This is a genomic window from Endozoicomonas sp. GU-1 (assembly GCF_027366395.1).
GTDB lineage: Bacteria > Pseudomonadota > Gammaproteobacteria > Pseudomonadales > Endozoicomonadaceae > Endozoicomonas.
Genome location: NZ_CP114771.1, coordinates 1,429,020 through 1,452,399, shown reverse-complemented (window position 1 = coordinate 1,452,399; position 23,380 = coordinate 1,429,020). Strand labels below are relative to the sequence as shown.

Annotated in this window: 15 protein-coding genes, 3 rRNA genes and 1 pseudogene; 9 read left to right on the top strand and 10 right to left on the bottom strand. The window is 48.0% G+C overall.

Annotated elements, in window-relative coordinates; genetic code table 11:
* Nucleotides 1-140: 140 nt before the first annotated feature.
* The 3 genes from O3276_RS05945 to O3276_RS05935 all read right to left on the bottom strand — a co-directional run bounded on the left by O3276_RS05945 (nucleotide 141) and on the right by O3276_RS05935 (nucleotide 3,023).
* A complete protein-coding gene (locus tag O3276_RS05945) occupies nucleotides 141-329 on the bottom strand; it encodes a hypothetical protein (protein ID WP_269674812.1) in 189 nt (62 codons plus the stop codon).
* 144 nt (nucleotides 330-473) lie between these two features.
* The gene (locus O3276_RS05940) at nucleotides 474-2,048 is read right to left on the bottom strand and encodes an AbgT family transporter (protein WP_269674811.1); all 1,575 of its coding nucleotides are present in this window, start codon (nucleotides 2,046-2,048) and stop codon (nucleotides 474-476) included.
* Between the two features lie 177 nt (nucleotides 2,049-2,225).
* The gene (locus tag O3276_RS05935; RefSeq protein WP_269674810.1) at nucleotides 2,226-3,023 is read right to left on the bottom strand and encodes a substrate-binding periplasmic protein; all 798 of its coding nucleotides are present in this window, start codon (nucleotides 3,021-3,023) and stop codon (nucleotides 2,226-2,228) included.
* Between the two features lie 94 nt (nucleotides 3,024-3,117).
* Here O3276_RS05935 and O3276_RS05930 point away from each other — a divergent pair, with 94 nt between their 5' ends.
* The gene (locus O3276_RS05930; protein ID WP_269674809.1) at nucleotides 3,118-4,185 is read left to right on the top strand and encodes a radical SAM protein; all 1,068 of its coding nucleotides are present in this window, start codon (nucleotides 3,118-3,120) and stop codon (nucleotides 4,183-4,185) included.
* Between the two features lie 222 nt (nucleotides 4,186-4,407).
* Here the strand turns inward: O3276_RS05930 and O3276_RS05925 are convergent, their stop codons facing one another.
* From O3276_RS05925 to O3276_RS05915, 3 genes are all read right to left on the bottom strand, one after another.
* Nucleotides 4,408-5,175: an MATH domain-containing protein gene (locus O3276_RS05925; protein ID WP_269674808.1), complete on the bottom strand. Its 768-nt coding sequence runs from the start codon at nucleotides 5,173-5,175 to the stop codon at nucleotides 4,408-4,410.
* Entirely contained in the window at nucleotides 5,135-5,788 is a 654-nt protein-coding gene (locus tag O3276_RS05920) for a hypothetical protein (protein ID WP_269674807.1), read from the bottom strand. The genes O3276_RS05925 and O3276_RS05920 overlap by 41 nt, the downstream gene beginning before the upstream one ends.
* Nucleotides 5,789-6,037: 249 nt before the next feature.
* Entirely contained in the window at nucleotides 6,038-6,271 is a 234-nt protein-coding gene (locus O3276_RS05915; protein WP_269674806.1) for a hypothetical protein, read from the bottom strand.
* A gap of 249 nt (nucleotides 6,272-6,520) precedes the next feature.
* Between O3276_RS05915 and O3276_RS05910 the strand changes: the two genes are divergently transcribed.
* The 3 genes from O3276_RS05910 (at nucleotide 6,521) to rrf (ending at nucleotide 11,772) form a co-directional block, all read left to right on the top strand.
* Nucleotides 6,521-8,064 (top strand): 16S ribosomal RNA (locus O3276_RS05910).
* Nucleotides 8,065-8,369: 305 nt separating this feature from the next.
* Nucleotides 8,370-11,491 (top strand): 23S ribosomal RNA (locus tag O3276_RS05905).
* A 165-nt stretch (nucleotides 11,492-11,656) separates the two neighbouring features.
* A 5S ribosomal RNA gene (gene rrf, locus O3276_RS05900) occupies nucleotides 11,657-11,772 on the top strand.
* Together the 16S, 23S and 5S rRNA genes form the textbook arrangement of a ribosomal RNA operon.
* Nucleotides 11,773-11,867: 95 nt before the next feature.
* Here rrf and O3276_RS05895 read toward each other — a convergent pair.
* The gene (locus tag O3276_RS05895) at nucleotides 11,868-14,471 is read right to left on the bottom strand and encodes a hypothetical protein (protein ID WP_269674805.1); all 2,604 of its coding nucleotides are present in this window, start codon (nucleotides 14,469-14,471) and stop codon (nucleotides 11,868-11,870) included.
* A gap of 225 nt (nucleotides 14,472-14,696) precedes the next feature.
* Here O3276_RS05895 and putP point away from each other — a divergent pair.
* Nucleotides 14,697-16,219, top strand: a pseudogene (gene putP / locus O3276_RS05890) (sodium/proline symporter PutP).
* On the opposite strand, the gene O3276_RS05885 reads toward putP, so the two are convergent.
* Nucleotides 16,220-16,768, bottom strand: coding sequence for a hypothetical protein (locus tag O3276_RS05885; RefSeq protein WP_269674804.1), 549 nt, complete (start codon nucleotides 16,766-16,768; stop codon nucleotides 16,220-16,222). It lies immediately after the preceding pseudogene.
* Between the two features lie 150 nt (nucleotides 16,769-16,918).
* Between O3276_RS05885 and O3276_RS05880 the strand changes: the two genes are divergently transcribed.
* Entirely contained in the window at nucleotides 16,919-17,143 is a 225-nt protein-coding gene (locus O3276_RS05880; RefSeq protein WP_101749297.1) for a hypothetical protein, read from the top strand.
* A gap of 53 nt (nucleotides 17,144-17,196) precedes the next feature.
* On the opposite strand, the gene O3276_RS05875 is transcribed toward O3276_RS05880, so the two are convergent.
* The gene (locus tag O3276_RS05875) at nucleotides 17,197-17,541 is read right to left on the bottom strand and encodes a hypothetical protein (RefSeq protein ID WP_269674803.1); all 345 of its coding nucleotides are present in this window, start codon (nucleotides 17,539-17,541) and stop codon (nucleotides 17,197-17,199) included.
* 255 nt (nucleotides 17,542-17,796) lie between these two features.
* On the opposite strand from O3276_RS05875, the gene O3276_RS05870 reads away from it, so the two are divergent.
* Nucleotides 17,797-19,248 carry an isochorismate synthase gene (locus tag O3276_RS05870; RefSeq protein WP_269674802.1) on the top strand — a complete coding sequence of 484 codons (1,452 nt, stop codon included), beginning with the start codon at nucleotides 17,797-17,799 and terminating at the stop codon, nucleotides 19,246-19,248.
* A 72-nt stretch (nucleotides 19,249-19,320) separates the two neighbouring features.
* Here O3276_RS05870 and O3276_RS05865 read toward each other — a convergent pair whose 3' ends face one another.
* On the bottom strand, nucleotides 19,321-20,556 hold the full coding sequence (locus O3276_RS05865) for a hypothetical protein (RefSeq protein WP_269674801.1): 1,236 nt from the start codon (nucleotides 20,554-20,556) through the stop codon (nucleotides 19,321-19,323).
* Between the two features lie 239 nt (nucleotides 20,557-20,795).
* On the opposite strand from O3276_RS05865, the gene menD reads away from it, so the two are divergent.
* Together menD and menH are read left to right on the top strand one after the other, a co-directional pair.
* Nucleotides 20,796-22,547 (top strand): 2-succinyl-5-enolpyruvyl-6-hydroxy-3-cyclohexene-1-carboxylic-acid synthase, encoded by a 1,752-nt coding sequence (gene menD / locus O3276_RS05860; protein WP_269674800.1) that lies wholly within the window; start codon nucleotides 20,796-20,798, stop codon nucleotides 22,545-22,547.
* Entirely contained in the window at nucleotides 22,544-23,365 is an 822-nt protein-coding gene (gene menH / locus O3276_RS05855) for a 2-succinyl-6-hydroxy-2,4-cyclohexadiene-1-carboxylate synthase (protein ID WP_269674799.1), read from the top strand. The genes menD and menH overlap by 4 nt, the downstream gene beginning before the upstream one ends.
* Nucleotides 23,366-23,380: the final 15 nt, after the last annotated feature.

Sequence of the window (23,380 nt, the reverse complement as noted above, 5' to 3'; positions counted from 1 at the left end):
TCTGGATGAAGGCTGGATTGGGTATTGATGCCGACAGGTCTGTATCCTGCCGGTACTCACTACAGCTTGAGTGGCAAAGCCCATCAACACTGATCGCTTTATGAGCGCCTAATAACAATGAGGCAGAGGGGGATTTGGGTTTACATAAGATAAAGCATGGCCATAAAAACAAAACCGGGTAGAAAAAAACCAACCAGGGCTCCGGATTCCCTGTCACCCCAGCGTTTCTCAGTCACCTTGCCGGAGTAGTGGATGATAGCAATCCATGACAGCAGGCAGATAGCTGCAATCATCCAGCTGGTGGGTGTCATTCCCTCGATAATTTTCATCAGATTGAACACAATCAGGAGTCCTCTCAAGCATTGTCTACTAGAAAGATAGACTCTTTTTGATGAAATAAGTTCCCTCACCAGAGAAAGGTAAAAATGATGATAAAAAAAGGGGCCAGAGCCCCTTAAAGAATGAGATGAATATTACATGGCCGGGTAAGTGTAAGAAGCCTGAATACCCAGTGGCAGACCAAGCGCCCAGTAAGCCAGCAGGAAGATAGTCCAGCCGATCAGCATGGCGATGGAGTACGGCATCATCATGGAAGCCAGGGAGCCGATACCGGAGTTCTTCACATAACGCTGGCAGTAAACCACCACCAGTGGGAAGTAAACCATCAGCGGAGAAATGATGTTGGAAACCGAGTCACCAACACGGTAAGCCGCCTGAGACAGTTCTGGGGAGATGCCCACCGCCATCAGCATAGGTACCAGGATTGGACCAATCAGGGCCCATTTGGCAGAGGAAGAGCCGATCACCAGGTTAACGGTGGCAGTCAGCAGGATCATACCAATAACGGTGGTTTCACCAGGCAGGTTCATGGCCTGCAGAACTTCCGCACCGCTCAGGGCCAATACGGTACCCAGGTTAGACTGGGAAAACGCGTACAGGAACTGCGCACAGAAGAAAGACATCACCAGGTAAGAGCCCATGGTGGACATGGTGCTGTTCATGGCAACCACAGTGTCTTTAGACGTCTTGAAGGTGCCAGAAACTTTACCGTAGACAATACCCGGAATGATAAACAGGATAAAAATCAGCGGCACGATAGACTGCATCAACGGCGCGGAGAAAGCTGTGATTTCACCGGTCGGAGCGCGCAGTGGCGAAGTCTCAGGAATCACGGCAGCAACCAGCACTGCGATACCCGCCAGCATAGCCAGGCCAGCGGCATTAAAGGCTTTGCTTTCTTCTGGCGTAAAGGAGCTAAGGTCAGGTGCTTTCTCCGCATCTTCATCCAGAGTGGTGGTTCCTCGCAGACGTGGCTCAACAATTTTGTCAGTGACATACCAGCCAATAGCGACGATAACAATACTGGACGCACCGGTGAAGAACAGGTTGGCCAGTGGGTTCATCTGGAAAGTCGGGTCCAGAATCTGTGCAGCCGACTGAGTAAAGCCCTGCAGCAGTGGATCAATACCGGATGGGATAAAGTTGGCAGAGAAACCACCGGATACTCCGGCAAAGGCCGCAGCGATACCCGCTAAAGGATGACGGCCCGCCGCATGGAAGATAATACCGCCCAGAGGAATAACCAGAACGTAACCAGCATCAGCTGCAGTATGGCTGACAATGGCAACCAGGATCAGCATTGGGGTTAACAGTTTGACCGGGGTGACGCCCAGCATTTTCTTGAGACCGGTATTGATGAAGCCGGATTTCTCCGCCACGCCGATACCCAGCATGGCAACCAGGACGATACCCATTGGGGCAAAGCCAGCAAAATTCTTAACCATACTGGCAAGAAAGGCCGCAAGAGCGGAGCCGGTCAGCAGGTTTTTTACCACCACAGTTTCACCGGTGGCCGGATGTACCATATCCAGGCTCATCTGGGACATCAAGGCAGACAGAACCCAGACGATGACCATGCCATAAAGGAATAGCAGTGTCGGGTCCGGCAGTTTGTTACCTGCCTTTTCAACGGCGTTCAGGAAGCGATTCATCAACCTGGAATCGCCCGGTTTCACCTCCGGCATTGGAGAAGCTTCAACTACACTCATGGATGACTCTTTCTCTTACTACTATTTATCGAAATGGTGATTATGTAAAGACTTTAAAAAATCAAAGATGAGATACGGAATGATCCAGATCAATTAAATATAATAAAGGGAAGTGCAGTGATAATATTTAGAGATATTTTCTGATAAGGGCGGTGAAATTCGAGAGATATCACTGGGCTATCTCATACTGCTCTTTCGTTTTTCGAGGCTAAACCCCATCCATTTGTAAAGACTGTCGTTTAATACTTTATCCGCATAACCTGATTCCCGTCGATTGACCAGTTTCTCTGAAATTTTGTTGACGGGCAGAGTGCATCCAAGCGCTTTGGATACCGCAATGTAAAGATCAAAGGGGGAAAGCTCAACGGGCATTTTTTCCAGCTTGCCTTCCAGATCCAGCAGGGAGACAAAAAGATCACCCTGGATCTGCGGGTAGATGGCGTAATCAACACGACCAACGTTCAGCATTTTCAGGCCCTGCTGTGCATGGAAGGTTTTCACAATACTCAGGTGATCGTCTGCGTACTGCTCAAATGCCTTGCTGAACCGGACATTTCGTGGCGCAACTCCTTTAAGATCCTTCATATCTGACCAGTGCCGGATATCACGCTGATCATCCCTTCGGGTTACAACCATATAGCTTTGCGTGTAAATAGGAGGGTAGATGTGGTAGACCTCATTCAGGTATTTCTGCTGATAGGTCATGGCCGGATTAATATGGATGATACCCTGGCGAAGTTTGTGGGTGACCCGATTGGCTCCGCCAAAGTAATCATTAATGACACGGATACCTTCTTCTTCAAGAATTTCAGTGAGCAAATCGGAGGCCGCGCCATGAGTGCTCTGGTAGTCGCCCCAGCTTACCGGCGGAAGGTCAGGATAACCGGTCAACACAACTTCTTTGCACATCGCGCTGTGTGCCTGCAGTTGCCCGGAAAACAGTACATAAAATACCAATACTGTAAATGTTCGCAAATGCTTGTCCTTTATAATGTCTTTCTTTTCAGCCCTTGATGACCAAGGGCTCAAGCAAATTTAATGGTAACAGAAATCCACTCTGGTGTGTTGTATGGGTATTGATATTCGTCATCTGAAGGATGGTTGTAAAATAGAAGACAGTAATCACTTTCGGTCAGCACGCATCAACAGTCAGGGGTATTGGTGCTCTTTCAGGGATGGGGCATCGTTCTATCGCCGTTGCATGGATGGCTCAATAGTGTTGGGTGCAGAGGCGAGGCGACTGCCAGCTGGTGAGATGGACAGGGTGCTTGAGACGTATCAGGGGTGGATCAAAAATATTGCTGCTGATAATAAAGTCATCCGGGCAAGCCAGCAGCTAACCGATAAAGATTATAACGATGTTGCTGATCTCTATCGTGAAGTCTATCCCGAAGAAGTCACCATTCTCCCGCCTGACCGTTATGGCGATATTGTTATTATGCCAGCAACAGGGTGTCCGAACAGACGGTGTACGTTCTGTGCCTTTTATAAAGATAAGCCCTATAAGGTTCTTAATGAACAGGCGTTTGCTCAACATCTTGCTGATGTAAAAAAGCTGTATGGTGCAAAGGTGCATTCATCTCCCGGTGTCTTTCTTGGCTCAGCGAATGCAATGGCTCTGTCCCAGAGGCGGCTGATGCGCTGTTTGACCTTAATCAAGGACAAGCTTGGCACTTTTAACAGGGAGGTTGGTACATTCGCTGATCCTGATTTCAGTGCGAAACGGACAACAGCGCAGTGGAATGAGTTGCGTGAGAGCGGTTTGCGTCATTTGGTGATTGGTCTGGAAACCGGTTGGGGTGAGTTAAGAGCCAGCCTGGGGAAATCAGGAGACCTTGATAAATGTATAGCCATGGTTAACAGTGCCAGGCGGGCTGGGATCCATATTGGTCTGACGCTGCTGACCGGAGCGGCACCAGGGGAGTTAAGAAGAGAAAATCTGAAGCAAACGTTGATTACCCTTGAAAGTCTGGAGCTTTCCGGGGGGGATCTCATATACCTGTCACCGCTGAGCAAAAATGGCTTTGTGGACGATGCTGCTTTAGAAGAGCAAAGTGAGATGATGGCGGTGATAATGACGATGACTGAGGCGAAAGTGGTGCCTTATCAAATGCAGCGTTTTCAATATTTCATGTGAACTGAAGACGACCGTCTTTTAATGTTTGCAGCAATGGTGGATTGATCGAAAGAAAAACAACCGGTTGTGTTCAGTTGAAGAGTCCAGATGATAAATGCTTACGTTTAATAAATGAGATTATGTTCCTGACTTAGTAAATCAGCTTTACAAAGCTCCCATTAACAACAATGGGAGCTTTGCTATCGTCATTAATAAATATTCAAGTACCCTTGCCTCAGGCGCTTAGGACTCATTAGTCTCTATCGAGACCCTTATGAACATAGTGTCATTCTGTACGTATTTATCCAGATTCTGTGTGGATAATTCCAGTAGACAAGGGCAGCCAGAAGCGATGTTTCGCTCCTTTTTAGGCCTTTGAAAAGATGAAGAATTCGGGTCGGGGCGAAAAGCATCATGCCTGTTTTCGCCGTGCGTCAGATCAAGAATGTTAAAATGGACTTTGTGTCGGAACGGCCAATGCAGGGTTTCATCGTAGTCACCTTTCATCACCACCAAAAATAAGCTGATATGCGTTCCTTTTGCCAAGCCGTCACCATTCAGGTAGAGCTTTGCACACAATTTATAGCCATAAGTGTTTGTAAAGAATACAGGGGAGAATAGGATATTCGTTTTACCACTTATAGCATCATTTCGTTTGGCAGTGAATTGATCAATTTTCCAAAGCAGGGTGCCGTTTGTGGGTACCGGATTTCCTTGTACGGCTTTGGCTTGGAGAAGTTGATCTATCAAATGAAATGCATTGGCCAGTTGGTTTTCAAGATCTTTAACAGTATGGCAATATTCTGTGTTGCGTTTTTCAAGGTCAGTGATACGTTGCTCGAGTTCGGATGTCAGCGAGGGACTGGGGTGCAGTCTTGGATTTTGAGGAGAGAAGTAAAAGGCCCGGGTAAGCGTTTGCAGTTGTTGGTTCAGTGAATCAATTTTTTTATCCAGTGACTCTATTTTTACATCAATCAGGGATTCTTGCTCTTTGAGCAGTAATTGCCTCATCTGTTCTACCTGTTTTTATCAGCTTTTCCACGCGTATATCAAGCGCTGAGTGGCTTTCGGTAGCCTCCGAACTCGCGTGTTGGAGCATGGTTATCCTGTCTTCCAAAGTAAAGTTATTACATACGGCAATGTGCTTAAGGAGATCTCTATAAAGCCCGTGCCATTGACAATCAGTATTTTCATTGGTGGTGTTTGAAGGGCATTGATATAGATGTGTGGATTCGATTTCACGGGAGTGAAATTTGTCCGGATAGGTCTCGGAGTTATCGATAGGGCAACGGTATACCGCTACATTATCCGGGGTGCCTGGTTGTTTGGTGCGTGGGTTTGGTTGCTCGTGCTTCAGGCAATGACGACACAGCAAGTGAATAACTTCATCAGAGCTGCAATGGTAAAGTTCTCCAGGCAGGTGATTCATTTTATTGCAACGTACTACTTTTTTTGTGAATAATTCAGGCATTTCGGCCATAACCTGAACGCCACGGTAATAAAAACTGGTTATGTTTTTTGATGGGAGTGTATACAGACTACTTGCTATTGATGTGTTAGTAGAGGTTGCCGGGCTGTGGGGCGTGTTAGGTGATAACTGACCTGTGTGCATTTGATTATCCACTCATTACTGGTTTCAATAACCATTCGATTATGAAACTGCATGAAAGTTCCGACCAATAATGCTTTGTCATGCAAAGCCCTCTCAGGTGGAAAGCAACCCGGCACTGTAGAGAGTGGTATTTTCATTGTGTAGCCAATTGAGCACTTGTTTTACCGACTCATAGTGATGCCCATAATCTATAAGTTAGTTGGCGTAGGTGATTGTACGTAAAACCATCATCGCTTATTGATTAACATCAAAACTTCTCTATTATTTGCACCACTTCCACGGACTGGCCCAAACGATCATCCACGGATCAGCAGAATGAATCATCATCGCTGACCGGGAAGTGTGGTTTGAAAATGGGTTGTTTGGATTGAATGAAAAACAACCGGTTGACAAATCAAACTGGCGCGGTAACATGCGCCTCCGCTGACAGGGCTTGAGAGCAACGTTGGCGAGTTCGAAAGCTTCTTCTTCTTCTGAAAAATGATCGCTTGACAACGAAGGTCGCCACGGTAAGATGTGCGGCCTTGCTGATCGGCACTGACTGCTGAATCAGCGATTGAATCACCACGATTTAATCAGTTCTTTAACAAGATATCAGACAATTCGTGTGGGCGCTTGTGCGATTGCATCGGTTACAAAAGGCTATCACCTTTTGTTAATAGTTAAATGCGACGCTTAAGCGAACATACTCGTTAATTTGCAGTAAGTTCTATTGAGCATATAAATTTTTCGCATGAAAAATTTAAACTGAAGAGTTTGATCATGGCTCAGATTGAACGCTGGCGGCAGGCCTAACACATGCAAGTCGAGCGGTAGCAGGAAGTGCTTGCACTTCGCTGACGAGCGGCGGACGGGTGCGTAACACGTAGGAATCTGCCTGGTAGTGGGGGATAGCCCGGAGAAATCCGGATTAATACCGCATACGCCTTACGAGGGAAAGGAGGGGACTCTTCGGAGCCTTTCGCTATCAGATGAGCCTGCGTCGGATTAGCTTGTTGGTGGGGTAAAGGCCTACCAAGGCAACGATCCGTAGCTGGTCTGAGAGGATGATCAGCCACACTGGGACTGAGACACGGCCCAGACTCCTACGGGAGGCAGCAGTGGGGAATATTGCACAATGGGCGAAAGCCTGATGCAGCCATGCCGCGTGTGTGAAGAAGGCCCTAGGGTTGTAAAGCACTTTCAGTGGGGAGGAAAGGTTAAAGGTTAATACCCTTCAGCTGTGACGTTACCCACAGAAGAAGCACCGGCTAACTCCGTGCCAGCAGCCGCGGTAATACGGAGGGTGCGAGCGTTAATCGGAATTACTGGGCGTAAAGCGTGCGTAGGCGGCCACCTAAGTTGGATGTGAAAGCCCCGGGCTCAACCTGGGAACTGCATCCAAAACTGGGTGGCTAGAGTACGGGAGAGGAGTGTGGAATTTCCTGTGTAGCGGTGAAATGCGTAGATATAGGAAGGAACACCAGTGGCGAAGGCGACACTCTGGCCTGATACTGACGCTGAGGTACGAAAGCGTGGGGAGCAAACAGGATTAGATACCCTGGTAGTCCACGCCGTAAACGATGTCTACTAGTTGTCGGTTGTCTTGTACGACGGGTAACGCAGCTAACGCGATAAGTAGACCGCCTGGGGAGTACGGCCGCAAGGTTAAAACTCAAATGAATTGACGGGGGCCCGCACAAGCGGTGGAGCATGTGGTTTAATTCGAAGCAACGCGAAGAACCTTACCTGGCCTTGACATCCTGCGAACTTTCTAGAGATAGAAGGGTGCCTTCGGGAACGCAGAGACAGGTGCTGCATGGCTGTCGTCAGCTCGTGTCGTGAGATGTTGGGTTAAGTCCCGCAACGAGCGCAACCCTTGTCCTCAGTTACCAGCACGTGATGGTGGGCACTCTGGGGAGACTGCCGGTGACAAACCGGAGGAAGGTGGGGGACGACGTCAAGTCATCATGGCCCTTACGGCCAGGGCTACACACGTGCTACAATGGTGCATACAGACGGTTGCCAAGCCGCGAGGTGGAGCTAATCTGAGAAAGTGCATCGTAGTCCGGATTGGAGTCTGCAACTCGACTCCATGAAGTCGGAATCGCTAGTAATCGTGAATCAGAATGTCACGGTGAATACGTTCCCGGGCCTTGTACACACCGCCCGTCACACCATGGGAGTGGGTTGCTCCAGAAGTAGTTAGTCTAACCGCAAGGAGGACGATTACCACGGAGTGATTCATGACTGGGGTGAAGTCGTAACAAGGTAGCCCTAGGGGAACCTGGGGCTGGATCACCTCCTTAAACGAAAACCGACGTCCATAAGCGTTCACACGAATTGTTTGATGATAAAACTGCATGCGCAGTTTTATTAGTCATTGTTCTTTAAAAATGTGGAATCCAAATTTAAGCTGAATTGATTTAAATAATTTAACTTCGGTTAAATCGTTTAAAGAAAATTCTTGCTGAGACACTCTCAAGTTAATTACCGAAAGGTAATAGCTAATGTGTATGGCGATGAATTTCGAAAGAAATTCATTTGATCGTTAAAGGTAGTTGTATTGACTGACCTCTAACGATTTACGAAGGTAAATCGTTTTGGGTTATATGGTCAAGTGACTAAGCGTACACGGTGGATGCCTTGGCAGTCAGAGGCGATGAAGGACGTGGTAATCTGCGATAAGTCTTGGGGAGCTGATAAACAAGCTGTGATCCAGGAATTTCCGAATGGGGAAACCCAACGGCATAAGCCGTTATTCCTTACCTGAATACATAGGGTCTGGAAGGCGAACCCGGGGAACTGAAACATCTAAGTACCCGGAGGAAAAGAAATCAATTGAGATTCCCCCAGTAGCGGCGAGCGAACGGGGACCAGCCCTTAAGTAATTTTTGGTTTAGTGGAAGACTCTGGAAAGTGTCGCCATAGTGGGTGATAGCCCCGTACACGAAAGGCCAATCATTGTGAAATCGAGTAGGACGGGACACGTGAAATCCTGTCTGAACTGTCTTCGGACGAGGGGGGGACCATCCTCCAAGGCTAAATACTCCTGACTGACCGATAGTGAACCAGTACCGTGAGGGAAAGGCGAAAAGAACCCCGTTGAGGGGAGTGAAATAGAACCTGAATCCGTGTACGTACAAGCAGTGGGAGCACCTTCGTGGTGTGACTGCGTACCTTTTGTATAATGGGTCAGCGACTTACTTTCAGTGGCAAGGTTAACCGTTTAGGGGAGCCGTAGGGAAACCGAGTCTTAATAGGGCGTGTTCTTAGGAACAACAGTCGCTGGGAGTAGACCCGAAACCGGGCGATCTATCCATGGGCAGGTTGAAGGTTGAGTAACATCAACTGGAGGACCGAACCGACTATCGTTGAAAAGCTAGCGGATGACCTGTGGATAGGAGTGAAAGGCTAATCAAGCCCGGAGATAGCTGGTTCTCCTCGAAAGCTATTTAGGTAGCGCCTCGTGTCTCACCATCGGGGGTAGAGCACTGTTTGGGCTAGGGGGTCATCCCGACTTACCAACCCCATGCAAACTCCGAATACCGATGAGTGCAATCACGGGAGACACACGGCGGGTGCTAACGTCCGTCGTGGAAAGGGAAACAACCCAGACCGTCAGCTAAGGTCCCAAAGTTCTAGTTAAGTGGGAAACGATGTGAGAAGGCCCAGACAGCCAGGAGGTTGGCTTAGAAGCAGCCACCCTTTAAAGAAAGCGTAATAGCTCACTGGTCGAGTCGGCTCGCGCGGAAGATTTAACGGGGCTCAAACTAGACACCGAAGCTACGGATCTAGAGACTAGTTTCTAGAAACAAGTGACAAGAAAAAGAAGTACAGAGTTAATACTCAGCTTCTGTCTTTTAACTTGATACTTGTATCTAGAAACTAGTCTCTAGGTGGTAGAGGAGCGTTCTGTAAGCCGTTGAAGGTGCATCGGGAGGTGTGCTGGAGGTATCAGAAGTGCGAATGCTGACATGAGTAACGACAAGGGGAGTGAGAAGCTCCCCCGCCGGAAGACCAAGGGTTCCTGCGCAACGCTAATCGGCGCAGGGTGAGTCGGCCCCTAAGGTGAGGTCGAAAGACGTAATCGATGGGAAACAGGTCAATATTCCTGTACCCCTTTTGACTGCGATGGAGTGACGGAGAAGGCTAGGTCAGCGCAGCGTTGGTTGTCTGCGTTTAAGATCGTAGGCCGGGGATCCAGGCAAATCCGGATCCTCAAGGCCGAGAATTGATGACGAGGTTCTACGGAACCGAAGTGATTGATGCCATGCTTCCAGGAAAAACTTCTAAGCTTCAGGTCATAAGGGACCGTACCCCAAACCGACACAGGTGGTCAGGTAGAGAATACCAAGGCGCTTGAGAGAACTCGGGTGAAGGAACTAGGCAAAATGGCACCGTAACTTCGGGAGAAGGTGCGCCGGCTTTGGTGATCGGACTTGCTCCGTAAGCTGAGGCTGGTCGAAGATACCAGGTGGCTGCGACTGTTTATTAAAAACACAGCACTGTGCAAACACGAAAGTGGACGTATACGGTGTGACGCCTGCCCGGTGCCGGAAGGTTAATTGATGGGGTTATCTCACCTCCAGATTGCTTTTGCTGCAAGGCAAATGATGGAGCGAGCGAAGGAGTTTACAAAAGAGTAAATGACTGAGCGAGCGGAATCATTTAACGCAGTCAGCAAGAGCAATGTGGTGGTGAGAGAAGCTCTTGATCGAAGCCCCGGTAAACGGCGGCCGTAACTATAACGGTCCTAAGGTAGCGAAATTCCTTGTCGGGTAAGTTCCGACCTGCACGAATGGCGTAACGATGGCCACGCTGTCTCCACCCGAGACTCAGTGAAATTGAAATCGCTGTTAAGATGCAGCGTATCCGCGGCTAGACGGAAAGACCCCGTGAACCTTTACTACAGCTTCACAGTGGATCTTGATGTTGCTTGTGTAGGATAGGTGGGAGGCTTTGAAGCGGTGACGCCAGTCATCGTGGAGCCATCCTTGAAATACCACCCTGGCAATATTGAGGTTCTAACCCGGGTCCCGAAACGGGATCGGGGACATTGTGTGGTGGGTAGTTTGACTGGGGCGGTCTCCTCCCAAAGAGTAACGGAGGAGCACGAAGGTGTGCTAAGTACGGTCGGACATCGTACGGTTAGTGTAAAGGCACAAGCACGCTTGACTGCGAGAGGTACATCTCGAGCAGGTACGAAAGTAGGTCTTAGTGATCCGGTGGTTCTGCATGGAAGGGCCATCGCTCAACGGATAAAAGGTACTCCGGGGATAACAGGCTGATACCGCCCAAGAGTTCACATCGACGGCGGTGTTTGGCACCTCGATGTCGGCTCATCACATCCTGGGGCTGAAGCCGGTCCCAAGGGTATGGCTGTTCGCCATTTAAAGTGGTACGCGAGCTGGGTTTAGAACGTCGTGAGACAGTTCGGTCCCTATCTGCCGTGGACGTTGGAAGTTTGAGAAGAGCTGCTCCTAGTACGAGAGGACCGGAGTGGACGGACCACTGGTGTTCGGGTTGTGTCGCCAGACGCATTGCCCGGTAGCTATGTTCGGACGGGATAACCGCTGAAAGCATCTAAGCGGGAAGCCCCCTTCAAGATGAGACTTCCCTGACTCCCAGAGAGTCCTGAAGAGCCGTTAAAGACTATGACGTTGATAGGTTGGGTGTGTAAGTGCTGTGAGGCATTGAGCTAACCAATACTAATGACTCGTGCGGCTTGACCATATAACGCCAAAGCGATTTAAAAGACAGTGGGCAGTCGGCAGTAACCAGTCGGCAGCCAACAGCCATACGCAAAGAGTGTTTAGCAAGAACAGCTTGATTAAAAACGGATTCCAGAGTGAGTAGAAGACACTGGCGACTGCCAACTGCCCACTCAAACCAGTTAAGCCTGGCGACCATAGAAGGTTAGAACCACCTGATCCCATCCCGAACTCAGCAGTGAAATGACCGATCGCCGATGGTAGTGTGGGGTCTCCCCATGTGAGAGTAGGTCATCGCCAGGCACCAAATAGAAAATCCCGGTTGACTAATCAACCGGGATTTTTTTATGAAGTCTTACATGAGAGCTACTTCTACGAATTTTGTAGGGTTCGTTGTATCACTCATCATCAGGCTTAAAGCGCTCTCTTCTTTTCTCTAAGGCTTCTGTCAAGAAGCCTTTATCTTTGAAGACTTTTTTCAAGGCACCAGTAATGTCGACTCCCTTGCTCTCTTCATCAGGTTGTGTAGAGCTTGCAGCGGAAATATTACCCTTTTCAAGTCCAGATGCTTTATCTTGATTGCGACCTTCAACATCATTGAATTTCACTGCTGATCTATCATTTTTTAGATTCTCTGGTAATTTCTTTAAATTTGCTCCAGAACGAATATCACTTAAAAGTGCATTTCTGCGCTCTTGAGCTTTAACGTCACTACTGCCTTTCTTGGTTTGGCCTCCTGCTGACGGCACCGGTGGTGCTGGAGGTGGTGGCGGCGGTGTTGCTGGTTTCTGTCCACCATCGGTTTGGTCTTTATTTTTGTTATAAGCTTTTGGTAGTGGCGGTTGTGGTGGTTTACTTCTACCCACTGGCGGCGGTGGCGGTGGTGTCGGTACTGATTTACTACCATCGGTTTGGCCTTTAGCTCCACCACTTGTTCTGTTTTCAGAAGATGGTGGTTTTGGTGCTGGCCAGGTTGGGCGATTTGATGTTGGTAGTTTTGGGCGTTCTGGTGGTGTTTGTTCTTCGGGTCGTGGAGGTATTGGTGGTAGTTTATTTCCATTGGGTTGTATTTTAGCGTCACTGTTCTCTGTAGTGCTGCCTTTACCGTTTATCGGTGGTAATACTTTTTTGGCTTGTAAGGTCTGTGGCTTTTCAGTAGCTGATTCTTGATGCAGGCCTGAGGTAATGTTTGCGTCAATACTGTCTTGAGGTACTTCAGCATCACTTACTGCTGGAGCTTTGTTACTTGAGTCAGCAGAACTGCTACTCAAAGAGTGATTATTGCTTTCATCCATTTCAGCGTCGGGCTTGGCATCAACACTGATGTGGTCAGTTTTATTGGTTACTGGCTTTGCATGCAACATTCTCAGTTGTTTTGCTGTGTCAAGCTGTTGCGAAGTAACAGTGCCTTGCACTATTTGGGCTTGTCGACGATACCTCTTGGCACTTTTTGTCTCATCCTTCGTGGCTTTTTGATATGCATTACTGGCCAGCTCGCAGGCGGTGTGCACAACAACCAATTGATCATAGGCTTCTTTCTGATCAGAATTTTCTGTTACTGATCCCTGAACATTATTTTTGAGTTTTTTTATTTCCTTTTCAGGTAACCAGCCCTGTTCCTCAGACATAAGTTCTTTAAAGTGACTATCAATGCAAGCATGATTAAAGGATTGTAAAGCCAAATTCGAATTGGTATCTGTTGGATCCAGGCTTTGTAGGCTTTCCCATGGTTTGGTTAATTCTACTCCTCTATAAGCAGTCAGGAATGCTTCAGGATGTGTGAGGGCTTCTGGTGTCAGATTCTGTTGGTCTTTAAAATATATTTCGACACTGGAATCAAATTGTTTCAGTCTGGAATTCAATGTTTCATACAGGCTTTTATATTCATTTTGTAGTCTTTTAAATTCATTAAATTTATTAACTTCTCTTTCTTCAATTTTTTGGATTGTAGATTTTGTTGGTTTTCTTTTACCATCTAATAAATTTTCATTAACTGCCGTTGCTTTCGCCTCATTTTTTATGATTTGAGAGGCAGTTGTTAGTTTTTGATTAAGCCTTGTAATTATTTTGGGTATTATTTCACGTTGTTCTTCTAAATCTTTTATTTGTATATCTGTGCTTTTTTTGACTTTATTAACATACTTGTTATATTTTGTATCAGCTTCTTCCAAGAATGGATATATTATTGAATTTCTTACTTCTATAATTTGATCTGATAAATATTTATTCTCTTTCAGGTTGTTTCTTGCCTTGCACAAAGTCGCTACTTTTTCAACATCTTCGGTAAATATGTCGACCATCATATCTCTTAGTGCTTTTCTATGCTTTTTACATAAGTCGTAATCAATCTTTTTGGCAGCCTTGTACAGACCTTTTACCACTTCACACTTTTGCTTGGTCAATTCAAGGGTGTGAGTATCTTCTATACCAGGGTCAATGCTTCTGAGGTGATTTGGCATTTCCTCAACAAGTATTGCCATTTGATCTTTAATTTTTTTAATTAGCGGATCTGTTATTTTGGGTGGCAGGCGATGGTGATCTCCGAGTCTCTGTACTTCCTCGTATAATTTAAGAAGCTTTTCTCCCGAGTTGCAGGATTTGATTTCGTAAGAGAGATATCTCTTAACATCTGATTGAACAAGCTTCTGGAATTTTTTCTGGCTGATAAATTCGCAGTCATTTGGAATTTCGTTAGGAAGCATCAAAATACTATCAATATGATCCGATGTATTTTGAACTTCTTGTGTTAAAAGTTTGACCCGTCTGCTGGTCATAGATTCTTGGAATTTATGCATTTTTTGACTGCGAGCATATTTTTCTGGATTAATTCGCTCTATTTTAAGGTAATTCTCAATCTTTCGTCCCCACTTGGAAACCAGCTTCCCATGACTATCCAATATTTTACTGTCCTTGCCTGATTCAATTCCAACGTACCTTGCTGGTTTTTGGTCAGGTAATTTTATCTGGTTATAGGAGGGGGGTGATATGCGTTGACTGTCCATGTCTGTATCCACAAATTACAAGTTCATTTGTGAATAATAGCGCACCTTAACTGGATCAATATAAGGGCAGCTTTAAATCAAAATAATTTATGATCGAAAGGCTAAGAGTCATATTTTTGGCAGACTTTGTTTGATAAATAACTAATTAAATCAGCAGGTATTTCAATTGAATTGAACAAATAAATGTGGGCTAACGTTGAAGATATATATACCAAGAGTTTAGCCATCATGGAAAACCAAATACAAATAACCATAACCTTCCTGATCTATTTTATTGCCATGCTGGGGGTTGGTTATATTGCCTGGCAGAGAACCCAAAACTCCTCTGACTATTTTCTTGGCGGACGCTCACTGGGGCCGTGGTCGGCGGCATTAAGCGCCGGTGCTTCTGATATGAGTGGGTGGCTATTATTGGGCCTGCCAGGGTATGCGTTTGCGGCTGGTTTTGAGGCGATCTGGCTGGGGCTGGGGCTACTGGGAGGCACCTGGTTGAACTGGCTTCTGGTGGCCCGTCGTTTAAGAATATACAGTGCGGTTGCGAATGACTCTTTGACGCTTCCCGAATTTTTTTCCAACCGTTTCTCCGATCTTAAGTATATCCTGCAACCGGTCAGTGCGGGTTTTATCCTGATTTTTTTTCTTTTTTACACCAGTTCAGGTTTGGTAGCCGGTGGCAAACTCTTTGAATCTGTTTTTGGCTTCGACTACCAGCTGGCAGTGATTCTTGGCATGTTGAGTGTGGTCTCTTACACCCTGTTTGGTGGTTTCCTGGCGGTCTGCTGGACCGACCTGGTGCAAGGCCTGCTGATGTCGGCAGCACTGCTGATCGTTCCGGTGACCGTGCTGGAAGTCACCGGAGGTGCCGGGCAGGTGATGACCGACATTAACCAACTGAACCCCCATCTGACCAGCATGTTCACTGATGTTCGGGGGAAGCGCTTTCTGTGATTACGGTTTTGTCATTATTGGGCTGGGGGCTGGGGTACTTTGGCCAGCCACACATTATGGCGCGTTTTAAAGCGGTGCAGTCCAGTCATCAGCTAACCTTGGCACGGCGTATTGCGGTTTCATGGACTGGAATCTGTATGCTGGGTGCTTTGCTGGTTGGTTTAACCGGAATCATATATACCCAGCGGCAGGGATTGGTATTAGACGACCCCGAAGCTATTTTTATGCTGATGGTGAATACCCTCTTTCACCCGGTCATAGCCGGTATTCTTCTGGCCGCGATTCTGGCCGCCATTATGAGTACCGCAGATTCTCAGTTGCTGGTTTGTTCTACTGCGGTAGCAGAGGATTTTTATCGCAATATGCTGCGTCCCAATGCTACTCAGGCTGAGATGCTGTTGGTTGGCCGTATTGCCGTTGTCGCTATTGCGGTGCTGGCCACGGTGCTGGCACTCAACCCGGACAGTTCGGTGCTGGAGATGGTGTCTTATGCCTGGGCAGGGTTCGGTGCCGCCTTTGGTCCTGCGCTGCTGTTTTCCCTTTACTGGAAGCGGATGAATGGGTTGGGAGCCCTTGCCGGTATTGTTGTGGGAGGCGTAACTGTGGTGGTATGGCGTTCGCTCAGTGGGGGAATTTTTGAAGTTTACGAGATTATTCCCGGTTTTATCGCGGCGTCAGTGGCAATAGTGGTGTTTAGCCTGTTGGGAAAAGCACCTTCTGATGCGGAGTCCGAAACCTTTCAGGAGGTGCAGGCGCTTGTGAAATCACCATCCCCTGACAATAGACAAGCCGGTTGTTGATTAATTATGGCGCGGATAACGCCAGAAGTTAGGGCTGAAAGGCAGTGTCAGGGTGGTATCCACACCGGCAAGAGAAGCTTCCGGATGATATTTGCTCAGATGGTAGCGCACCCGCTGCTCCTGTTGTCTGGATACATCTACCATAATCAGATGTTTGCCTTTTACCAGATCATCATGGAATCGGGCCGTTTTGTAATTCTCGCGGGTGATACCTGCCAATCCACCACTCCAGGCACCAAACATGGTAAAGACGCCAGCGACCACCAGAAGGGCGGGTAGCGGGATATCTATCCCGATTGGGTTCCACCACTCAATCACTGTGACCGCCAGCAGGCCGACAACACCGCCAATGAGGGCTCCCAGTTCTCCGGAGTGAATGACATCGTTTTCCTGCAGCATATTGGCACTGTGAACCTGCCTGTGATACAGGCCAGCTTCGTTTCGGCTTAAAACATGGAGATGCCAGTTGGTGATGCCATCCCGGTGCAGGTCTTCAGTAATTTTGGTGACGCTGTCCAGAGAGCCGGTCAGGTAGTAAAGACGTTTCATGGTAAACTCCTGCTTTACTGCGCGCAGAATCTAAGAATAGAGTATAGATTATCCGGGAGGCTGCCTGAGAAGAGATCACCTCGCTGCTATTCTTGCCGGGGTGTTATTCCAGGCCTGCCAGAGGCCCACGTTGTTTTAGGTGAGTTGACGATGAAGCAAATAAAAGTTGCAGTCAGAAAGAAAGGATCCCGAAGCGCTCAGGAATTCAGTGAAGCAGACAATGAGCTGAAGCAGACTCTGGAGCGACTGGCAAAAAAGGGACTGAACCCTATGCAGATGTGCCAGAAGCTGATTGAACACGAGGTGAAGCATCCCGGCGGCGGGGACTGGACCTACGACCGGGTCGTTGAGGAGTGTGAGCGGTTGAAAGTGTGATGCCCCGGCAGCCGGTTGGCGAGGTTGCCTGAGCGCAACCTCACCATTTGCCGTTATTTTTTTGTGTCCTTCAGCAGGTTCTGGAAGCGGCGCAGCTTCTCTTCCTGAGTCAGCTGAGGGACTGTTTCCGACGGCTCCTGAATAAGCGGGCTGTAATCCAGCGTTGAAGCTTCCGCTGCTGTTTCCGGAGGTGTTGCGCGTTCCTGAAGCCAGGCATCCATCACATCAAGGGCCTCCAGCAACCCCTGATGTTCATCCGATGCAGTCAGGTCCTCAGCATCCGCCAACTGATTTATTTTTTTTACCAGGTTACTGCGAATCTGGAGAATTCGTTCCTCCGAGATCTGCTCCCTGTTCTGTTCCAGCCATTGTCTGGCTGACTCTCCATTGGTGGCCATGGTGAATAGTTACCCGTGCTGATGAAACTGATCAAGGGTTCAGTTCTGCTGAAAGTCATGAATTTCAGCGTTGAAAAAAATGCAATGATAGAAAGTTACGTTGAAAAATTCATCTACTATTACCAACAGTCGGTTATACCCTTAGGGATGCTATGGCTTTTCTCGGTAAATACGATCCAGATACCGGTGGCCAATCTACGTACAATTTCGTTATCTTACGATGTCTTTTTTTAACGATCTTATTGGCAGGATGTCTTGACCAGTGTAATTCAGACTCAGTTGGCATTGATGGTGCAACAGTTGGAAAAGCTGTTATCTCAACCTGTGCCTGAAAAGCAGCTGGTCAGAATTGAGCTCCCTTTCCCGGCCATTCACCTGCAGGGCTTTCTGGCGGCACAGGATGGCTGTGAAAAAGCGTTCTGGAGAGACCGGGAAGGCGATCATGCTATCGCGGCGCTCGGTTACAGCTGGTCAGAAACATTATCCTGCCGACAGGACCTGGCTTGTGCATTTGCCAGTGCTCAGAAAATCCTGAGTCATTTGCCGACGCATAGGAGCAGTCACTGCCTCTGCTACCTCTCTTTTGCCGATGATGAAGCGTCAATCTGGCCTGCTTTTGGTTATGGCAGGGTCATCCTGCCACTGCTGGAACTGGTTCAGACTCGCAAGGGAACGGTGTTGGGTGTGAACCTCAGGTCTGACGATACTTCGGAATACCATGGCAGTATTCGCAAGGCTCTGGAGATTATCGCAGCACTCAACTATTGCCAGCAGTTACCCGAGGCTGACTTTACCTTTCAGCTCGCAGGTTATCAGCCTGATGCCAATGTCTGGAACCAACTGGTGGACAAGGCCCGGCAGGCGTTTGCATCGGGCGCGCTGGATAAGGTGGTGCTATCCCGGGAAACGTGTCTGAAACTTGAGGGGCATCTCTCTCCATTCTCATTACTTTACGCATGGCAGCAGGCGAACCCGCATTCCTATCAGTTTCTGTTTCAGGGGCAGGAGCAAACGTTTTTTGGCTGCTCTCCGGAGCGACTGGTGAAGCGACTGGAAAATATTATTTCTACCGAGGCCCTGGCAGGTACTATTGTCCGCGGTCAGAACCTGCTTGAAGATGCTCAGCTGGAAAGCCTGCTGATGAGCGATGGTAAAAATATCCATGAAAACCGTCTGGTTCTGGATGATATCTGCCATAGGCTGCAACCCCTCTGCCAGTCCCTGGAAGCGGATCGCAGCCACTCGATTGTTAAACTGCGCCATATTCAGCATTTGCGTTATCAGATTCGTGGCGTACTGAACCACGACGTGAGTGATCAACAGTTACTGGACGTACTTCATCCGACCCCCGCAGTGGGGGGCGCTCCAAGAGAGGACGCATTCTCCTTTATTGCCGCCAACGAACCCTACGCTCGTGGCTTGTATACCGGTGTGTGTGGGATTGTTGGTGTGCAAAAGAGTGATTTCAGTGTGGCTATTCGCAGCGCCCGTCTGGCTGATAATGCCCTGATGCTCTACTCCGGTGCGGGTATTGTGAAGGACTCGGTGGCCGATGAAGAGTGGTCCGAGCTGGGCAATAAAATTGCCACGGTACTGGATATTCTTGATCATCAACAGACCGGTGATATCGCTGTATTGTCGGGTCAGGCAGAGCAACGTGTAGACAGTAACCATGATTATGCAGTGCTCTCTTCACGTACCTGCTGACAACCCTGAAAAGTTCAGAAGCGATGAAAGCAGTGTAATACTTTCATTTGTTCTGGTTAGTCGGATACGATATTAGAGATTATCAACCCCCAATTTCATGATCCGATCAATTAATTCTTGTGTTAAACAACCTGATGCAATTAATCCTGTAATAATTTTGTTTAGTGGTATTCCTTTGGTACGACAAACTTCAAAACTAAGTCCCAGCAGATTGTCATCATCCAGAACGACTTCAGGGAAGTTCAACGATAAGCTGAGGATATCAGCATTTGATCGGAAGGCATTCTTAACTTTTTTTTGAGGACAGCTGTTTGCTAATAGATCTTCGATTTGTGAAATAATAAATTCACTATTGTTATCTTCCCTGGCAGCATAATAAGCTTGTTCAACGCTATCATCTCTCTTGTACAGAGCGGATCGCCAGGATTCCCACTCTTCTTTAATAAATGTTGTTGGGTTGTTGCTGGAAGTTTCAGAAGATTCGCAAAGTTCAGGGTTGGTTTCGTACAACCCTACCTCACACTGATAGTCAGTGTTTAACACAGAGATAAACTGACTCATAAGTTTGTTGTTGTTGTCAGCCCGGTTTTCGTGGGCTACAGATAATCTGGAGAACTCTGTTGCAAGCTGTGAGGCAGCCTGATTCTGGAGTGCATTAAAGGGATCATGGCGACTCGTTGGCCTGGTGGCGGATGCACTGCGTGAAGCTGATTTCCCAGTCTCAGGGATACCTTCGTTGTATATTCTATTGATAAGAGTTTCCTGCACAAGTCCTCTTTTGATCGCAGCCTCAATAAAGGACTTTGCTTTCACAAGACGGGTTTCAAGTATTGCTCTTAATTGAGAAGGGGTGTCATCTTTAAATACCATTGCAATGAGATGATCATTGAAATATTGTGGATCAATGGCTTGTAAAAAATCTGTCAAAAGTTCAGTTCTATGATCAAAAGGTATATCTTCAACGATATCTTCAATAGCATCATATTGTTGGCTATCAACTAAATTGTTTTGCCATTCATTCCAGTCCCAGCACTTTGGATCAGTAGGATTTGCCAGGTGATAAAGTCCGGGAGTTAACGTGAAGCGTGTTGACGATAACTCGTTCAACCGACTAATGGTTCTGGCAAATAATGATTTTCTGATATCACTGATATTAACGGTATTAGTTTGCCGTTGTTCATTGATTTCTGTAGATTTTTTAATAAAATTTTCGGCCAGTTTATTGATGTCATCAGTTTTCTTTAGTGAATTGCCCATTGATCCTTGATAAGTTAATGGTCTACCGGTAGCAGAAAAAGTTGTGTCCACAATAATACACCTCAAAAAATGTTTGACAGAACCTGCCTGTAGAGAATATAAGCAGCTGTTAAAGTAATGGTTTGACAAATAACCCTGTGGAATTAGAGTCTCAAATTGAGGAAAAGTTCATAACCACATCAACAGCCCATGACTACCGGGCTGGAATCATCTTCGGCAGTTCAGGCCTTTTCTGATGAAAGGTCTGGAAATTCCCACCATCACTGGCTGCTCATGCGGTGAGTTAGTTCATGACAGTTAAAACCAACGACACAAATATCAACGGCATCTGGTCTGCAGTGCTGATCGAAGAACTGTGGCGACTGGGTATCCGGCATTGCTGTATTGCCCCGGGATCCCGCTCAGCACCATTGACCTTTGCCGTAGCAGATCATCATGGTATGACCCGCCATATTCATTTCGATGAACGGGGGCTTGGTTTCTTCGCCCTGGGTCTGGCCAGGGCCACGGGAGAACCGGTGGCTTTGATCACTACTTCAGGCACTGCGGTTGCTAATCTCTACCCGGCGATTATCGAAGCTCACCAGTCGGGTATACCGCTGGTGGTTCTGACGGCTGATCGTCCTCCCGAGTTGATTGACTGCGGTGCCAATCAGGCCATTGATCAGCTGAATATCTTTGGTAACTACACCGGCGCGACGCTGGACTTGCCAACGCCGGACAGGTCCATCTCCCTCCGTTGGCTGCTGGGCAGTATTGATCAGGCGTATGCCCGATCATCAGCGCTGGGGCTGCCTCTGCATATCAACTGCATGTTTCGTGAGCCGCTCTACCCCCATCAGGTGGAAGCAACGGTTTCTATTGAAAATGACGTCTATCTTGCCAGTATCCAGCCATGGATGACCTCATTAATGCCTTATACTGAGTACTTTGTACCAGAGTTAACCCGGCTGCCTGATAGTGGTCGCTGGCAGCATTTTGCCGATGGTAAAGGCCTGATTGTGGTGGGACGGGTGATGCCTGAGACTGACGTTAATATCATTGTGCAGTTATCCGAACGCCTGGGCTGGCCATTAATTGCCGATGTTCAATCACAGCTGCACGGTCACCGGAAAACCATCAGGCACGCTGACCTGTTACTGGCCAGTTCTGCCAGCGAAAGCCTATTCAATAAGGTCGACCGTGTGCTACAGATTGGCGGTTATCTGACGTCGAAACGATTGGATCAGTTTATTGCCCGGCACCATTGGCAGGAATTCTGGATGCTTGACCCCGCTCCCAGAAGAGTCGATACAGGACAGCGGCAGAGTGTGCGCCTGGTGGGTGATATTGATTCAGTTTGTCGTCAACTGTTGCTCAACAGCGAAGCAATAAAGGCTGACAGGGAATGGAGCACACCATTTACAGCCCAGGCAGAAAAGCTTGGTGAATTGCTGAAAAGTCAACGACCAGAGGAGCTTAATGAGCAATGGCTCGGTGCTTCTCTGGGGGAACTGTTACCACCCGGAAGCCACTTATTTCTGGGGAACAGCCTGCCCATTCGCATGGTGGATATCTTCTCAGCACACCATTTGCCCGGGGTTTATGCCAGCCGTGGCGTCAGTGGCATTGATGGGCTGATTGCTACTGCGGCAGGATGTGCTGCCGGACATCAGGGGCCAATGGTGTTATTGATTGGGGACATCTCTTTCCTCCATGACCTTAACTCCCTGCAATTGGCTGCACGGAGCAAAACGCCTCTGGTTATTGTGCTGATCAATAACGACGGTGGTGGTATTTTCTATGTGACCACCAAAGGGTGTAGCAATGAGGTTGCCCATGTGACTAATGATTATTTTGTTACACCCCACGGTCTTACCGCAGAGCATGCGGCTGAGATGTTCAGAATTGATTACTCGGCACCGCACTCCATTGATGACTTTACCGCGAAGTTTCATAGAGCCTGCAGTCAGGCTGGCTGCTCCATTATTGAAGTCTTTACCGAATCCGGCCTTGGGGCAAAAAGTATTGAACAGGCCGTCGCTTTGGCGAAAACACTGTGAGCCTGTCTTACTACTGCGCTGGTGATGTTCATGCGCCAGTCCTGGTGTTACTGCATGGGTTTCTGGGCAGAGCAAACGACTGGGACTCCTTGCTGGCAGCGCTGAAAGACGACTATTGCCTTATTGCTGTTGACCTGCCGGGCCACGGCTCAAGTCAATGGCTGGAGGAAGATACGCAGGGCGCGGACTACTTCTGCTATCGCCTGGAGCAGACGGTTCAAACCATTGAACAGGTGGAAGGCATCAGCCTGAAACGGTTCAACCTGCTGGGCTATTCACTGGGAGGGCGTCTGGCCATGGCGTATACCACTGCTTTCCCCCAGCGAGTGGCGCAGCTGTTACTGGAAGGAGCGCATCCCGGGCTGGTCAGTGAGCAGGAAAGAAGCGAGCGTTATTGGTCAGATCTGCAATGGGCCAGACGCTTTACTGAAGAATCAGTGGCTGATGTGCTTTTGGACTGGTATAAACAGCCGGTTTTTTCTGACCTGGATGATAGCCAGATTGGCTCTTTGATTGCTGAGCGATCAAAAGGCAGTGGTTTGATTCTGGCTAATGCCTTGATGGCATTCAGTCTATCGAAGCAGCCAGACTATCGCCGGGCACTTTCCCGGCTCAAGGCTGATTGTCAGCTCAGCGCCGGTTCACCACTGTCCGTTCATTATTTTTATGGTGAAAATGATCACAAGTTCGGGCAGCTTGGACAGCATTTGCTGACAGAGCATGTGATACACAGTGTCCACCCGGTGACCGGGTGTGGACACAATGTTCATCGGGAGCAACCAGAGGTTATGGCCCGGTTGCTCAGAGAGCTCTTCTGAAGAGCTATAAGGAGT

Coding starts and splice junctions, on each gene's coding strand:
- O3276_RS05875 (WP_269674803.1), bottom strand. CDS start 17,541: ATGGCCACCAATGGAGAGTCAGCCAGACAATGGCTGGAACAGAACAGG.
- menD (WP_269674800.1), top strand. CDS start 20,796: ATGACAGTTAAAACCAACGACACAAATATCAACGGCATCTGGTCTGCA.
- O3276_RS05945 (WP_269674812.1), bottom strand. CDS start 329: ATGAAAATTATCGAGGGAATGACACCCACCAGCTGGATGATTGCAGCT.
- O3276_RS05885 (WP_269674804.1), bottom strand. CDS start 16,768: ATGAAACGTCTTTACTACCTGACCGGCTCTCTGGACAGCGTCACCAAA.
- O3276_RS05895 (WP_269674805.1), bottom strand. CDS start 14,471: ATGGACAGTCAACGCATATCACCCCCCTCCTATAACCAGATAAAATTA.
- O3276_RS05925 (WP_269674808.1), bottom strand. CDS start 5,175: ATGAGGCAATTACTGCTCAAAGAGCAAGAATCCCTGATTGATGTAAAA.
- O3276_RS05930 (WP_269674809.1), top strand. CDS start 3,118: ATGGGTATTGATATTCGTCATCTGAAGGATGGTTGTAAAATAGAAGAC.
- O3276_RS05880 (WP_101749297.1), top strand. CDS start 16,919: ATGAAGCAAATAAAAGTTGCAGTCAGAAAGAAAGGATCCCGAAGCGCT.
- O3276_RS05940 (WP_269674811.1), bottom strand. CDS start 2,048: ATGAGTGTAGTTGAAGCTTCTCCAATGCCGGAGGTGAAACCGGGCGAT.